Here is a 14,250-nt window from a genome sequence, read left to right on the forward strand (position 1 = left end):
ACCGCCCCTCGCTACCTGCCCCAGATCGTCCGGTACGCCTCACGGTAGCCCGACGGGTCCCAGGAGGTTGCTCCGCCGCTGTTGGCGGCCGTGGCGATGTGGACCGGGGCGACGTAGCCGCTGGCGGGCTGGTCGGAGAAGGCGCGGTTGAACTCGTCGACGATCTGCCAGCCCTGTGCGGCGAGGGGTTCGGGGACGGTGGCGGCCTGGAACTGTCTGCTGTCGATGCGCTGGAAGGCCGAGGGGTCGCCGTCGCCCGCGCCGATGTTGTACGGGGCCGCGTCGCCCGGTCTGCCGGCCGCGCGCAGGGCGGGCGCGGCGTCGGCGAAGTACAGGTCGTTGATGGCGACGGAGTGCGTCCACTGGCCCTGGAAACGGGCGAGGAGGGCGGAGACCTCCTGGGGAGTGCGGCTGGTCGCGTCCGGGATGGGGATGTTCTCGGAGGCCAGCAGTCTCACGCCGGGGCAGGTGGCGAGTTCGTCCTTGATCAGTTGGGACTTGGTCCTGGCGAACGGAACGGAGTCGTCGGTGAAGACGACGGCTCCGGCGTCGCCGTTGGACTCCGCGATGACCCAGTCCGCGCTGAGCCGTGCGACATCCCCGACGTTGGTGGTGATGTTGCTGAAGAGCGGCGGGTTCGTGCTCGGCCCGGGAGCCGCGACCGCGTGCCAGCCGATGAGCGGGATGTGTGCCGTTCCGGCCTGCGCGACCTGTCGCGAGGTCAGGCCCGGGTCGAAACCCCCGATGACGATGCCCGAGGGCCCGAGGTTCACCGCCTGGCCGAGCGCCGCCTGGATTCCGGCGGGCGTGCCCTGCCCGTCGATCACCCGCACGCTCCAGCCCATGACCGTCGCGGCCTCCGTGACACCCCTGGCGACGCCCGCCACGCCGGGGTTGGTCATGGTCTGGGCGACGTAGACGATGGACTTGCCGGGGACGGCCCCGGGGCCGCTGGTGGGGCCGTTCCAGGCGGTGGTGGCCTGCTCGGCCTGCTGGACGTCCGCCTTCGCCCGGGCCAGGGTGGCCGGGCAGCCGACCCCCGACGGCCCTGCGACGGGGCCCCCGGCCCCGGTCGACAGGCCGCGCTGGCAGCCGGCCAGGGCGGCGCCGGCCGCTGCCAGCACGACTGCTGCCAGCACAGTCGCGGCACCGCGCTTCATGGTGTCTCCCGGGAGGATGCCACGTCCGTCGACGGCGGCGTGAGCGGATCGTGGGGCCCGGCGCCACCGGCGCGCAGCCGGCGGCGTGCGGAGTAGCCGGCCAGGCCGACGGCGAGGAGCAGCGTCGCGCCGTTGAACAGCGGCACGGCCCAGAAGTCGGCGCCGAGCTGCCCGATTCCGGCCAGTCCGATGGCGAGGACGGCGACGGCGACGGCGGTGCCCAGGCTGTTGGCGCGTCCGGGTTTGATCGCGGTGGAGCCGAGCAGCGCGCCGACGAACGCGGGCAACAGGTACTCCAGGCCGACGCTCGGGTTGCCGATCTGCTGCTGCGCGGCGAGCAGGACCCCCGCGAAGCCGACGACCAGGCCCGATCCGGCGAAGGCATGGACGCTGTAGCGGCGGACGGGGATTCCGACGAGTTCGGCGGCGCGCGGGTTGGAGCCGATGACGTACAGGTACCGGCCCAGCGGCAGCCGCTCCTGCACCGTCCACAGGACGGCCGCGAGCGCGAGCACGTAGGAGGCGGACACCGGCAGTCCGAGGAACGTGGAGTCGTAGAGGTCGGTGAAGGCGACCGGCAGGCCGCCCGCGCCGGGGAGGACCCGGGCGCCACCGGTGATCCAGCCGGTGAAGGCGTACAGGATGCTGCCGGTGCCGAGCGTGGCGATGAAGGAGTCGATCCGCCCGAACTCGACGATGACACCGTTGAGGGCCCCGAAGGCCGCTCCGCCCAGGATCACGGCCAGGCAGGCGAGCGGCCAGGGCCAGTCGCCGTCGACGATGAGCCACAGCACCGCGACGTGCGCGAGGCCGAGGCCGTAGCCGATGGACAGGTCGAATCTGCCGGTGGCGATGGGGATCGTCGCACCGAGCGCGAGGATGGCGGGGACCGACTGGTTGGACAGGATCGAGGAGACGTTGTCGAGGGTGGGGAAGGTGTTCGGCAGCGCGACGGAGAAGACCAGGAACAGCAGGGCGGCGAGGGTCGGCAGGCCGTAGCCGCCGATCAGGTGCCCGCGCCGGCGGCCCGGCGGGAACCGCCGGAAGGGGGGCGCGTTCATCGGCCTGTCGCATGACCCTCGCCGTCACCGCCGGTGACGGGAGGCATGGCCGAGGCCGCGGAGGTGAGTTCGGTGACGGTGAGGCCCGCACCGGTCAGCTCGGCGGTCACGGTCCCGCGGACGAAGACCAGGGCCCGGTGGCACACGGTGGCGACCTCCTCGAAGTCGGTGGAGATGAGCAGGACCGCGAGGCCGTCGGCCCGCGCCTGGTCGAGCAGGCGGTAGAGCTCGGCCTTGGCGCCGACGTCGACGCTTGCGGTCGGTTCTTCGAGGATCAACAGCCGCCGGTGGACCCGGAGCCACCGGCCGACCATGACCTTCTGCTGGTTCCCGCCGGACAACGTGGCGATCGGCGCCTCGCTGTCGCGGGGGTGCACCGAGAACCGCTCGATCAGGGCGGCGGCCTGGGCCCGCTCGCGCCGGGGACCGATCCAGTGCAGCGCCGACCGGCCGCCCGCCCGGGGGTTCGCCAGGAAGTTCTCGCGGACCGTCAGTTCGGCGGCGCAGCCCTCCTCCTGACGGTTTCCGCCGACCAGGCCGACGCCGGAGTCGACGGCATCGGCCACCGTGTGCGGGGTGTACGGTCGGCCGTCGAGCAGGGCCCGCCCACTGACGATCCGACGGGCTCCGGCGAGGGCGCGGCCCAGGTCGAAGTGGCCGGCGCCGGTGAGGCCCACCATGCCGAGGATTTCGCCGGCGCGCAGCCTGAGGCTGACCGGCCCGGCGTTCGGGGTCCGCACCGCGTCGAGGCTCAGCACCACCGGGCCCTCGGCGGGGGCGACCGGGGCGGCCCGGTGGCTGACCGGTTCGCGGCCCACGATGTCGTGGACCAGGCGCCGGCGGCTGTGGCCGGCGAGCGGGCCGGAGCTGATCAGACGGCCGTCGCGCAGGACGGCGAAGGTGTCGGCGACCTGGTAGACCTCGTCGAGCCGGTGGGTGACGTGAACGATGCCGTGCCCCCGGTCGCGCAGGGTGCGCAGGACGGCGAAGAGCCGGGTGCAGTCCGCGGCGGGGAGGCTGGCGGTCGGCTCGTCCAGGACGATGAGCTCCGCCCGCGTCGCCAGCGCGCGGGCGATCGCGACCAGCGAGCGCTCGGCGGGGGCGAGGTCGGCGATTCGCGCGTCGGCGTCGAGGTGCCCGGCGATCAGGGCGAGGGCGTCGGCGCAGCGCTCCCGGGTCCGCCGCCAGGAGACCAGCCCGTGACGGCGCGGGTAGCCGGCGACCAAGGCGATGTTCTCGGCGACCGTCATCCACTCGACGAGACCGAGATCCTGGTGGATGAAGGCCATGCTGCGAGCAGCGGCCTCGGTGCCGAGCGGGTGCCCGGCCACCGTCACCTCGCCCTGGTCCGCGTGGTGGATCCCGGCGAGCGTCTTGATGAGGGTGGACTTGCCGGCGCCGTTCGGACCGAGCAGGGCCAGGACGCTGCCGCGATGGATGTCGAGGTCGATCCCGGCCAGCGCGGAAGTCCCGCCGAACCGCTTGCCGAGACCGCGGATGCGGACGAGTGGGTCGCGGCCCGCGGGTGGGCCCGCCAGGGGGTCGGGGGTGTCGTGCATGGACCACCGTTCCTACCAGCTCGGCCCGGCCGCCGAGGGGTTGACACGCCACGGTGGCCGTTGGTGTCCGCAGGGGTGGGTCATTCGATTTCGGGAATGTCGGCGAAGTGGTTCTCGAAGATGTGGCTCTCGAAGAGGTCGGGGCCGCCGTCGGACGCCTCCAGGCCGCATTCGGCCCAGATGACCTTGCCCCTGGCCGTGTAGCGGGTGCCCCAGGCCTGGGCGAGCTGGGCGACGAGGAACAGGCCGCGGCCGCCCTCGTCGGTGGTCGCCGCGTGGCGCAGGTGGGGGGCGGTGCTGCTGCCGTCGGAGACCTCGCAGATCAGGGCGCGGTCGTGGATCAGACGGACCTGGATGGGCTCGGTGCCGTACCGGATGGCGTTGGTGACCAGCTCGCTGAGCAGCAGTTCGGTGACGAAGGCGACCTCGTCCAGCCCCCAGTCGTCCAGGCGGCGGGCGGCGGCGGCGCGGACGTCGGCGACGCGGGACGGGTCCGCGGGCAGGTCCCAGGTGGCGATCCGGCCGGGGTCGAGGGCGTGGGTGCGGGCGACGAGCAGCGTGACGTCGTCGGCCGGGTGCTCGGGTACCACGGCCTCCATGACGGTGCGACAGGTGTCCTCGGGCGAGCGGTTCGGGTGGGCCAGGGCGGTGCGCAGGCGGTCGAGGGCCGCGTCGGGGTCGCGGCGGTGGTCTTCGAGGAGTCCGTCGGAGTAGAGGACCAGCCGGCTGCCTTCGGGCAGGTGCAGCTCGGCGGTTTCGAACGGCAGTCCGCCCAGGCCCAGCGGGGGCCCGGCGGGGAGGTCGGGGAGGGTGACCGTGCCGTCCGGGTGGACCACCGCGGGTGGCGGGTGACCGGCGCGGGCCAGCGTGCAGCGCTGCGAGGTCGGGTCGTAGACGGCGTACACGCAGGACGCGCCGACGATGCCGTCGTGGCCGGCGGCGGGCTCCACGCCGTCCTCGTCCCGGTCCAGGCGCCCCACGAGGTTGTCCAGGTGGGTGAGGAGCTCGTCGGGCGGGAGGTCCAGTTCGGCGAAGTTGTGCACGGCGGTGCGCAGGCGGCCCATGGTGGCGGCGGCGTGCAACCCGTGGCCGACGACATCGCCGACGACCAGGGCGACCCGGGCACCGGAGAGGGGGATGACGTCGAACCAGTCCCCGCGCACCCCGGACTCGGCGGGCAGATAGCGGTGGGCGACCTCGATGGCGCTCTGCTCGGGCAGGCCGCGCGGGAGCAGGCTGTGCTGCAGGGCCAGGACCATGGCGTGTTCGCGGGTGTAGCGGCGGGCGTTGTCGATGCAGATGGCGGCGCGGCTGGCCAGCTCCTGGGCCAGCGAACGGTCGTCGTCCCCGTAGGGGGCGGGGTTCCGGGCGCGGTAGAAGCCGGCGATGCCCAGCAGGACGCCGCGGGCCAGCAGCGGGACGGCGATGAGGGAGTGGACGTCGTGCGCGAGGAGGCGGTCGGCCCGCTCGGGGTCCTGCGAGGCCCAGCCGGCGGCCGTGCGCAGATCGGGTTCCAGCACCGCCTGCCCGTCGGCCAGGCAGCGGCGGTGGGGCGTGGTGGGGCTGAGGTCGATCCGTTCGCCGACCGGGCGGAAGGGACAGTCGGTGCGGATGCCGTGGACCACCGTGCGGTGCAGCTCGTTGGCGGCGTCGGTGGGCTCCTCGCCGCGCAGGACGGTCTCCGGCAGGTCGATGGTGACGTAGTCGGCCAGTCGCGGGACGGCCATCTCGGCGAGTTCCCAGGCGGTGCGGGTCACGTTCAGGGTGGTGCCGATGCGGGCGCTGGCCTCGGACAGCAGCTCCAGGCGGCGGCGGGCCGCGACGGCGTACTGTCCCACGCCCGGCTCACCCAGCAGCAGCAGGCCGGTGGCTGCGTCGCGTGCGGGGGCGGACGGCGTCTCGGCCCCGAGGTCCGCCGCCCCCGTGGAGGTCCGGAGCGGTGGGACGGCGGTGGTCGTCGCGGGCGCCGGGAGGCCGACCGGCCGACCGACCTGGGCGGCCTGGGCGGCCTGGGCGGTCTGGGCGGTCTGGTCGAGGGCGACGAGCCGGGGCTGCGAGTCGCCGTACAGGATCGCCTCGATGACGAAGCCCTCCACCCCGGACGGGCTGGTCACCGGACGGCTCAGCAGGGTGGCCCGCCGGCCCTGGGAGAGGATCACCTCGACCGCGGTGCGGCGGGCCGCGGAGATCAGCTCGGTGGCCATCTGTTCGAGCAGCATCCGGTCGTGCCGGTCCAGCCCGCTCCGGGGCAGCTCGCCCATCCCGACCACGCGCCCGTCCCCGGCCGCCTGGTCGGCCTGGGCGCGGCGCCTGGAGTCGAGGTACGCGCGCAGCAGGGCACGCTCTCGCGCCGAGGTCTGCGCCAGCAGGCGCCGCTCGATGGCGATGGCGGCCCTGCGGATCAGGTCCCCCATCTGCGGGTCCGCGTAGGCGGGCGGATAGGCGAAGCAGAGGACACCCTCGATCCGTCCGCTGAGGGGGTCACGGACGGGAATCGCCGTACAGGCGTTCGACTGGCCGCGCTCGGCGAAGTGCTCGGCGCCGGAGATGTGAATGAGCCGTCGTTCCGTGAGCGCCAGCCCGATGCCGTTGGTCCCGCCGTACCGCTCGGCGAACACGAAACCCGGGACGCTCTGGATAGCGGGCAACTGCCTGCTCATGGACGCTTCGCCGAAACGGCGCTGCAGCACCGCCCCGTCCCCGTCGGTCAGGGCCACGTTCACCCGGCTGCCGGCGAACCTGGATGCCAGCCGGTCCAGCACGGGCCTGGCCGCGTGGACCAGCCGGCCGTCCAGGTCGATGTCCGGCCGGTACGGGAGCTCGCACCCGTCCGGGGAGATCGCCATCGACTGGCAGCGTTGCCAGGAGCTCAGGATCAGGTTCCGCACGCCACCCTCGACCGGTTCACCGAGCATGAACCGCTCACGGGCCCGCACGGGGCCGATCCCCGCCTCGTCCGAAGCCGTCATGACCGCCACAGCGCTCGCATTCCCACGGACCTGCACCCTTCACTGCAATATTAGGACTTTGCCCGTTACGCGGTGTTTTTCCCCGGCCGCCCACGCTCCCCGAGCACGGTGGCGGTATCGCGGCCGTCGCCGCATCATCGGCAGAGCGGGGGACGGGTTGAGGAGCGCCATGACCAGTGCCGACGGGTCGGCGATGACCCGCGACGAGTTCGACGCGCTGTTCCGGCAGCTGCGCCGCGACCGTCTCCCCGGGCCGGTCGAAGGGCGGCGGCGGGTGGCGGCCGCCGGACTCGTGCGCACGGGTGAGGTCGTCGCCATGGGGCGGCCGTGGGACAGCGTGCCGGGGCCCGACAACCGCAGGCCGGCACTGCACCAGATGACCGAACTGGCGGACGTCACGGCCCCCGAGCCGACCGTCCACCGGGACTTCATCGCCTCCGACTACCACGGCAAGGCGCAGACGCACCTGGACGCGCTCTGCCACATCGCGTACGGCGGACTGCTCTTCGCGGGAGTGCGGGCGCGGGAGGTGTTCTCCTCGCAAGGTGCGGCCTACGGCGCGGTGACCGACCTGCTGCCCGGACTGGTGGGACGAGGAGTCCTGCTGGACGTGCCGCGCCTGCGTGGCCGTGCCTGGCTGGAGCCGGGAGAGCCGATCGGCGGCCCGGAGCTGTTGGCCTGCGCCGAGGATCAGGGCAGCCCGCTCCGCCCCCAGGACATCCTCCTGGTCCGCACGGGCCACCTCGCCCGACGGCGGCGGCTGGGCGCGTGGGACCCTGACGACCTCAGCGCGGGCCTGCATCCCGGCGCGATGCGCGTGCCGAGCGAGTCACAGGCCTCGGCACTGGGCAGCGACGGCGACAGCGACGTACGCCCCAGCCCCGTCGCCGGCGTCCACTCGCCGGTCCACGTGCTGGCCATCACCGCCCTGGGCCTGCCGCTGATCGACAACCTGGACCTGGAACCACTGGCCGAGGCGTGCGCGCGCACCTCACGATGGGAGTTCCTCTTCGTCGCCGCGCCCCTGAACATCCCCCGCGGCACCGGCTCCCCGGTCAATCCGCTCGCGGTCCTCTGAGCACTCGCGGTCTTCCCGGCGGGGCCGGGAGCCGGCCGCGCTCCGGGCGGCGTCGTCACCACTCGTCGCGGTCGCCGATCACCCGGAAGCTGCCCACCGCGCCGCCGCCACCGAGCAGGCCCCCGTACACGCCCCCGTGGTCGGTACGGGTCACGACGCCATTGGTGGCGCCGTAGGGGCCCACGGTGGCGACCGGACCGCCGTTGTCACAGGAGAAGCCGCGGTAGACCTCGACGACCTTCCGACTGTCGTTGAAAATGCTGAAGCTACTGGAGCCCAGTCCGCTGGCGGCGGTGATGCATCCCTCCGCGTCGGCGGAGTACGTGCGTTCGTTGAAGTAGATCCTTCCCGCTTCCTCATGGCCGTGGCCGCGTCCGCCGTCATGGCGGTCGCCGCCCTCGCCCTCGTGCCGCTCCCCGCTTTCGCTGTCGCCGCCCGAGGCGGCCGCGGCCGGGGCGGCCTGCTTGTCGGGCTCGGCCGCCGGCTGGACGGCCGGGGGCGCCGGGGCGGCTGGTTGGGCAGGCTGAGCCACCTGCCGGACAGACGGGGACGCCGGGGTGGATCCGGTGGTCAGGGCGTAGGTGATGCCGGTGGTTGCCAGGGCTGCCGCGCCTACTCCGGCGGCGGCCACGGCCAATGTGCGCGTGCGCATGTCACTGTCTCTCTGCCTCACGGACGTCGGCCGGGTGACCGACCCGCGATGAACGTAACGACAGCGTTGGTGACCGTCATTTCGGACATGTCCGAGGTGTGACACCGTGAGCCCAGCCAGGTGAACATGCGGCACGTCTCGCATACCGGTGACATCGGGTTCACCACTCCACGCCGCCGAAGTCCGGTGCAGCGGAGCGACCCGGGACTGCACCGGAGCGGCTACCGCCAGCACGTCGGTCACCCCGCATGGTGCGACACGCTGCGCTCGCCGACGCCCAGGAGCACAGTGGGGACATGGAAGTCCGAGCACGCGCGGCCCGCCTCCAGCAGCGCTGGCACCAGAGCTGGGCGCTGCTGCTGATCCCGCTCGCCCTCATCTCGGTGATCACCGTGGTCGATCTCCACTCCCCCACCACCATCCACCTCGGCCCGCTCCTGGTGATCGCCCCTGCCCTCACCCCCTCGTTCGCCGGCTCCCGCGCGACCGCCCTCGTCTCAGCCCTGGCCATCGCCGCTCAGGTCCTCATCGCCTTCCTCCACGGCGGCTTCACCACCAGCAACCACATCGCGCAGATCGTCGCGCTGACCGTCCTGTGCGTCCTGATCGTCATGTTCACCGCCATCCGCGAACACCGGGCCGGACAGCTCGCCCGCGCCCAGTCGGTCGCCGAGGCCGCCCAGCGCGCCCTGCTGCGCCCGCTGCCCGAACAGATCGGGCCGCTTCAGATCGCCACGATGTACCTCGCCGCCGAGAAGGAGGCACAGATCGGCGGCGACCTCTACACCGCCACCCGCACTGCGGGCAGAACCCGCATGATCATCGGAGACGTCCGGGGCAAGGGCCTGGCCGCCGTCGGCGAGTCGGCCCTGCTGGTCAGCGCCTTCCGCCTCATCGCCGCGCAGCACGACACCCTGGCGGACCTGGCGTCCACGCTCGACCACAACGTGGGGCGCTACCTCACCGACTTCGCCCAGGAGGGCGGCGACATCGTCGAGCACTTCATCACCGCGATTCTCCTCGACCTGCCCGACGACGAGCCCGTCGCCCACATGACCAACTGCGGACACCCGCCGCCCCTCCTGCTGCGCGACGGCCGCGCACTGCCCGTCGACTCCGTGCCGGCCGCTCCACCCCTCGGCGTGAACGACCTCGGCGACGGGAGCTACCCGAACGACACCTTCCCGTTCGAAAGAGGCGACACCCTGCTGCTGTACACCGACGGGGTCACCGAGGCACGCGACGACACCGGCGAGTTCTACCCGCTCGCCGATCGCGCCGCCCACTGGACCAGATGCTCCCCCGAGGCACTCGTCAACCACATCCGCCGCGACCTCCTCGCTCACGTCGGCCACCGCCTCGACGACGACGCCGCCGCCATCGCCATCCGGCGCGCCGAACCCGCCGCCGCCCGCCTCGCCGAGTCCGGCCGGAACCCGTGAGGCGCCTGCCTACCTCCAGCGGATGCGCAGCTCCTTCAAGCCGTTCTGGAAGTTGGAGACCAGCCGTTTCGGCGGCGCGTCCGAGGCAAGCTCCAGACCGGGCAGCTCGGCGACGACCCGGCCGATCAGGGCCGACATCTGGATCCTGGCGAGCCGTGCTCCCACGCAGAAGTGTGCTCCGAACCCGAAGCTGACATGGTCGTTCGGCGTGCGGGTGATGTCCAGGCGGTCCGGGTCGGGGAAGACCGATTCATCCCGGTTGGCGGAGGCGTGATACACAACCACCTTGTCGCCACCGCGAATCTCCTTCCCGGCCAGCACCACGTCCCTGGTTGCGGTACGTCGGAATTCGACAACCGGCGGCCAGAACCGAAGCAGCTCATCCACTGCCGGAGCGATCAGGTCCGGCCGTCGACACAGCAGGCGGTACTGCTCGGCGTGGGACAGCAGGGAGTACAGCCCGCCGGGCAGGCCGTTGCGCAGGGTCTCGTTACCGGCGACCGCGAAGAGGAAGAACATCGTCTCGAACTCCTCGGCCGTCAGGCCCGCGTCGAGCGTCCGGGAGAGCAGTCCGCCCGGGTCGGGCCGCCGGGCCAGGCCGTGGGCGTACGCGAACATGTCCGCCAGCGCGGCGCGGGACCGGGGGTTGACCGGGCGGCCGTCCGGCGTGGTCCAGGTGGTGGGGCGGTGGGCCAGGGCGGCCCGGCCGAGGTCGGTGAGCGCGGCCGGCTCGACGGTGCTGGAGTGGGCGTAGTCGGGGTCCTGGTAGCCGATCACCCGGTTCGCCCAGTCCAGCAGCAGCCCCCGGTCCTGCTCCGGCACGCCCATCACCCGGGCCAGCGTCCACACCGGCAGGTCCGCGGCGAGCCGGACGAAGTCCGCCCGACCATCCGGCCGCACCTCCTCCACCAGCTCCCGCACCCGGCCGTCGACCGCTTCCGCCAACTCCGCCAGCGCACGCGGGGTGAACGCCGCGGCGACGATCCGACGCAGCCGGGCGTGGACCGGAGGATCCTGGTTGAGCAACATCGCCCGGGCGAACTCCAGATCCGCCGGCGAGTCGGGGTCGCGGATCTGGGTGGCGCCCAGGTGCGAGGAGAACAGCCCGGGACTGCGCAGCACGTGCTTCACGTCCGCGTGCCGCAGCACCGCCCAGTACCCCGGCCCACCGGTCCACCCGCCGACCGGGGGCTCCTCGACCCACCACACCGGCGCGGACTCGCGGAGCTCCCGCAGGAGCCCGTACGGAACGCCGTGGGCGTAGGTCTCCGGGAGGAAGAGCTGGTTCACGTACGCCTGGTCGAGGGTCACGTGGAGGGACGGTACGGCAGGTCTGCCGCGATGTCATGGACGGCGGAAGATCCGGCAGGGCTTCGCCTTCCATAATGGTGTCCGTTGAACACGCGGGTCGTTGGTGGGGGCGAGCAGGTGCAGGGCCGGCAGGTCAGGAACGGGATCGACGGCAGTGCCACCGTGCATGGCAGTGCCTTCCAGGCCGGGGAGATGACCGTCCACCAGTACGCGGTGCCGGCGGGTGCCGAGGTGCGGTGGCCGGTGGTGGTCGGGCGGATCCCGCCGAAGGCGACCGCCTTCCAGCCGCGGGCGGAGCTGCGGCAGGCGATCGACGAGGCGCGCGGGGAGTTCGGGACGGTCGTGCTCAGCCAGGTGCTGGCGGGCGGTGGCGGTGTCGGGAAGTCGCAGCTCGCGGCGCACTACGCGCGGGAGGCCGTCGAGGCGGGCACCGATCTGGTGCTGTGGGCCGACGCCGCGGAGCCGTCCGCCGTGACCGACCTGTACGCGCGGGCCGCCGTGGCGGTTCAGGCTCCCGGGGCGAGTGGGGAGGCGGCGGAGCAGGACGCGGAGCGCTTCCTGTCCTGGCTGGCCACCACCGACCGCAGCTGGCTGGTCGTCCTCGACAACACCACCGAGCACACCCCCGAGGAGCTGTGGCCGGTCACCAGCCGGGGCGGGCGAGGCCGGGTCATCGCGACCACCCGGCACCGGGGCGCCGCCAGTACCGGTGGCGACCGTCGGCTCGTCGACGTCAGCACGTACTCCGAAGCCGAGTCCCTTGCCTATCTGAGCGAGCGACTGGAGCGGGCGAAGTGCGCCCGGTTCCTGGACGAGCACGCGGGCGAGCTCGCCGAGGAGCTGGGGCACCTACCGCTGGCGTTGGCCCACGCGGCCGCCTACATGGTCAACACCCGGCGCGGCTGCGGCCGTTACCTGGAGCTGTTCCGCGACCGCACCCGCAGCCTGGACGCCGTCCTGCCCGCCCGCTCCGGCGCGGACGGCTACCGGGGCCCGGTGACGGCGGCGCTCCTGCTGGCCCTCGACGAGGCGCAGCAGGAGGAGCCGGTCGGGCTCGCGGGGCCGGTCCTCGGGTTGGCGGCGCTGCTCGACCCGGCCGGGCATCCGCAGGAGCTGTGGGGCACGGAGGCGGTGCTGGAGCACCTCGGCAGGGTTCGCGGCGGGCCGGTCACGGCCGACGACGCGCTGGACGCGCTCGCCTTGCTGCACAACTACAGCCTCATCACGCTCACCGAGACCGCCGACCGGGAGGTGACGCTGCACGCGCTCACGGCGCGTGCCGCTCTGGACATCAGTCCTGATACGCCGGAAGCCGGCCTCGCGGCTGCCGATGCCCTCGTCGAACTGTGGCCGAGTGCGGATTACACTGCGCCGGACTTGGCCGCGACGCTCCGGGCCAACACCGACGTCCTCGCCGGGCACAGTGGCGCCGACCTGGTTCAGCCGTTGACGGGAATTCACCAGCTGCTGTTCAGCTTCGGAATCAGCCTCATCGAGGCAGGCCTGTACACCAGTAGCGTTGAGTACTGGAGCGTCCTTGCCGCCGTGAGTGAGCGGGTCCTCGGCACCGACCACCCGGACACCCTCACCTCCCGCAACAACCTCGCCAGCGGCTACGCGGACGCCGGGTACACCGACGACGCCCTGCGGGTCCAGGAGGAGGTCCTCGCGGACCGCCGACGTGTCCTCGGCGACGACCACCCCGCCGTCCTCATGACCCGCAACAACCTCGCCGTCACCTACCGGACCGCCGGACGCATCGACGACGCCGTCGACCTCATGGAACAGGTCCTCGCGGACCGCCGGCGCGTCCTCGGCGACGACCACCCCGACACCCTCATGGCCCGCCACAACCTCGCCGTCACCAGGTCGGAGACCGGACGCGTCAACGAGGCCGTCGACCTCATGGAACAGGTCCTCGCGGACCGCCGGCGCGTCCTCGGCGACGACCACCCCGCCGTCCTCATGACCCGCAACAACCTCGCCGTCATGTACTGGGAGGTCGGACTCCGGGACCAGGCAGTGGAGCTGCTCCGCCAGGCCGTGGCGGATCTGGACCGGGTCCTCGGACCGGACCATCCGGACACCGTACTGGCCATGGGCAACCTGCGTGATCTGACCCCGGAACCTCAGCCCGACGCCGCCCAGGACAGCAGCAGCCGCAGCCCGTCGTCCGAGGCCGAGCCCGGGTCCGCCGTGTAGGTGACGAGCGCCTGGCCCGGGTCGTCGGCCGGCCGGAGGGTGTCGTAGGCGAGGTCCATGGTCCCCGCGAACGGGTGGCGGAAGGACTTGCGGCCCGAGGTCTTGTCGGCGACCGGGTGTTCGGCCCACATCCGCTGGAACTCCTCGCTGCCCAGGCAGAGTCGGCCGATCAGTTCGGCGAGCAGCGGGTCGTGGGGGCGGCGGCCGGCCTCCAGGTGGAGGAAGGCGACGTTCTCCCGGGCGCAGGCGGCCCAGTCGGCGTAGAGCTCGCGGGAGGCCGGGTCGAGGAAGGTGATGCGGGCGATGTTGCGGTCCTCGACGGGCAGGGCGCCGTAGTCGCCGAACAGGGCGACGGCGGCGGGGTTCCAGGCCAGGACGTCCATCCGGTGACCCATCACCACGGCCGGGGTGTCGTGGAGCTGCCGCAGCAGGTGCAGCAACGAGGGGCGCGGCTGCTGGCGGACGGCGGGGCGGCGGCGGGGCCGGGCCGTGGGACGGGCGAGGCGGTGGAGGTGGCCGGACTCGTCGGGGGCCAGACGCAGGGCGCGGGCGACGGCGTCGAGGACGGCGTCGGACGGGTTGCCGACGCGGCCCTGTTCGAGGCGGGTGTAGTAGTCGACGCTGACCCCGGCGAGGTGGGCGAGTTCCTCGCGGCGCAGTCCGGCGACGCGGCGGCGGCCGCCGTAGTCGGGGAGGTCCACGTCCTCGGGCCGCAGGCCGGCGCGACGGGTGCGGAGGAATTCGCTCAGGGCGCTGCTCGGGTTCACGTCATGGATTCTCACCCGGACGGGTGCCGTCGTGCCTGGCCCTGTCAGG

Annotated in this window: 10 protein-coding genes; 3 read left to right on the forward strand and 7 right to left on the reverse strand. The window is 73.0% G+C overall.

The features are described from left to right. Positions 1-11: 11 nt before the first annotated feature. The 4 genes from ACWDBB_RS32340 to ACWDBB_RS32355 all read right to left on the reverse strand — a co-directional run bounded on the left by ACWDBB_RS32340 (position 12) and on the right by ACWDBB_RS32355 (position 6,749). A complete protein-coding gene (locus ACWDBB_RS32340; RefSeq protein WP_449792965.1) occupies positions 12-1,160 on the reverse strand; it encodes a substrate-binding domain-containing protein in 1,149 nt (382 codons plus the stop codon). Continuing rightward, positions 1,157-2,221 (reverse strand): ABC transporter permease, encoded by a 1,065-nt coding sequence (locus ACWDBB_RS32345; RefSeq protein ID WP_449792966.1) that lies wholly within the window; start codon positions 2,219-2,221, stop codon positions 1,157-1,159. Before ACWDBB_RS32345 ends, ACWDBB_RS32340 begins: the two co-directional genes overlap by 4 nt. Continuing rightward, positions 2,218-3,780, reverse strand: a complete 1,563-nt coding sequence (locus ACWDBB_RS32350) for a sugar ABC transporter ATP-binding protein (protein ID WP_449792967.1) — start codon at positions 3,778-3,780, stop codon at positions 2,218-2,220. The genes ACWDBB_RS32345 and ACWDBB_RS32350 overlap by 4 nt, the downstream gene beginning before the upstream one ends. An 80-nt stretch (positions 3,781-3,860) precedes the next feature. After that, complete coding sequence (locus ACWDBB_RS32355) at positions 3,861-6,749, reverse strand: SpoIIE family protein phosphatase (protein WP_449792968.1); 2,889 nt, start codon at positions 6,747-6,749, stop codon at positions 3,861-3,863. 169 nt (positions 6,750-6,918) lie between these two features. Here ACWDBB_RS32355 and ACWDBB_RS32360 point away from each other — a divergent pair, with 169 nt between their 5' ends. Beyond that, positions 6,919-7,827, forward strand: coding sequence for a cyclase family protein (locus tag ACWDBB_RS32360; RefSeq protein WP_449792969.1), 909 nt, complete (start codon positions 6,919-6,921; stop codon positions 7,825-7,827). Between the two features lie 55 nt (positions 7,828-7,882). Here the strand turns inward: ACWDBB_RS32360 and ACWDBB_RS32365 are convergent, their stop codons facing one another. Further along, positions 7,883-8,479: a hypothetical protein gene (locus ACWDBB_RS32365; RefSeq protein ID WP_449792970.1), complete on the reverse strand. Its 597-nt coding sequence runs from the start codon at positions 8,477-8,479 to the stop codon at positions 7,883-7,885. 296 nt (positions 8,480-8,775) lie between these two features. Between ACWDBB_RS32365 and ACWDBB_RS32370 the strand changes: the two genes are divergently transcribed. Next, positions 8,776-9,921, forward strand: coding sequence for a PP2C family protein-serine/threonine phosphatase (locus ACWDBB_RS32370; RefSeq protein ID WP_449792971.1), 1,146 nt, complete (start codon positions 8,776-8,778; stop codon positions 9,919-9,921). A gap of 9 nt (positions 9,922-9,930) precedes the next feature. Here ACWDBB_RS32370 and ACWDBB_RS32375 read toward each other — a convergent pair whose 3' ends face one another. After that, positions 9,931-11,232, reverse strand: a complete 1,302-nt coding sequence (locus ACWDBB_RS32375; protein ID WP_449792972.1) for a cytochrome P450 — start codon at positions 11,230-11,232, stop codon at positions 9,931-9,933. An 84-nt stretch (positions 11,233-11,316) separates the two neighbouring features. On the opposite strand from ACWDBB_RS32375, the gene ACWDBB_RS32380 reads away from it, so the two are divergent. After that, the gene (locus tag ACWDBB_RS32380; protein WP_449792973.1) at positions 11,317-13,434 is read left to right on the forward strand and encodes a tetratricopeptide repeat protein; all 2,118 of its coding nucleotides are present in this window, start codon (positions 11,317-11,319) and stop codon (positions 13,432-13,434) included. On the opposite strand, the gene ACWDBB_RS32385 is transcribed toward ACWDBB_RS32380, so the two are convergent. Then, the gene (locus ACWDBB_RS32385) at positions 13,362-14,201 is read right to left on the reverse strand and encodes a helix-turn-helix domain-containing protein (RefSeq protein ID WP_449792974.1); all 840 of its coding nucleotides are present in this window, start codon (positions 14,199-14,201) and stop codon (positions 13,362-13,364) included. The genes ACWDBB_RS32380 and ACWDBB_RS32385 overlap by 73 nt on opposite strands. Positions 14,202-14,250: the final 49 nt, after the last annotated feature.

It is taken from the genome of Kitasatospora sp. NPDC001095 (genome assembly GCF_053598615.1).

What these genes read in the sequence shown, in the direction of transcription:
- ACWDBB_RS32340 (WP_449792965.1), bottom strand. Translation starts at nt 1,160, where the DNA reads ATGAAGCGCGGTGCCGCGACTGTGCTGGCAGCAGTCGTGCTGGCAGCG.
- ACWDBB_RS32345 (WP_449792966.1), bottom strand. Translation starts at nt 2,221, where the DNA reads ATGAACGCGCCCCCCTTCCGGCGGTTCCCGCCGGGCCGCCGGCGCGGG.
- ACWDBB_RS32350 (WP_449792967.1), bottom strand. Translation starts at nt 3,780, where the DNA reads ATGCACGACACCCCCGACCCCCTGGCGGGCCCACCCGCGGGCCGCGAC.
- ACWDBB_RS32355 (WP_449792968.1), bottom strand. Translation starts at nt 6,749, where the DNA reads ATGACGGCTTCGGACGAGGCGGGGATCGGCCCCGTGCGGGCCCGTGAG.
- ACWDBB_RS32360 (WP_449792969.1), top strand. Translation starts at nt 6,919, where the DNA reads ATGACCAGTGCCGACGGGTCGGCGATGACCCGCGACGAGTTCGACGCG.
- ACWDBB_RS32365 (WP_449792970.1), bottom strand. Translation starts at nt 8,479, where the DNA reads ATGCGCACGCGCACATTGGCCGTGGCCGCCGCCGGAGTAGGCGCGGCA.
- ACWDBB_RS32370 (WP_449792971.1), top strand. Translation starts at nt 8,776, where the DNA reads ATGGAAGTCCGAGCACGCGCGGCCCGCCTCCAGCAGCGCTGGCACCAG.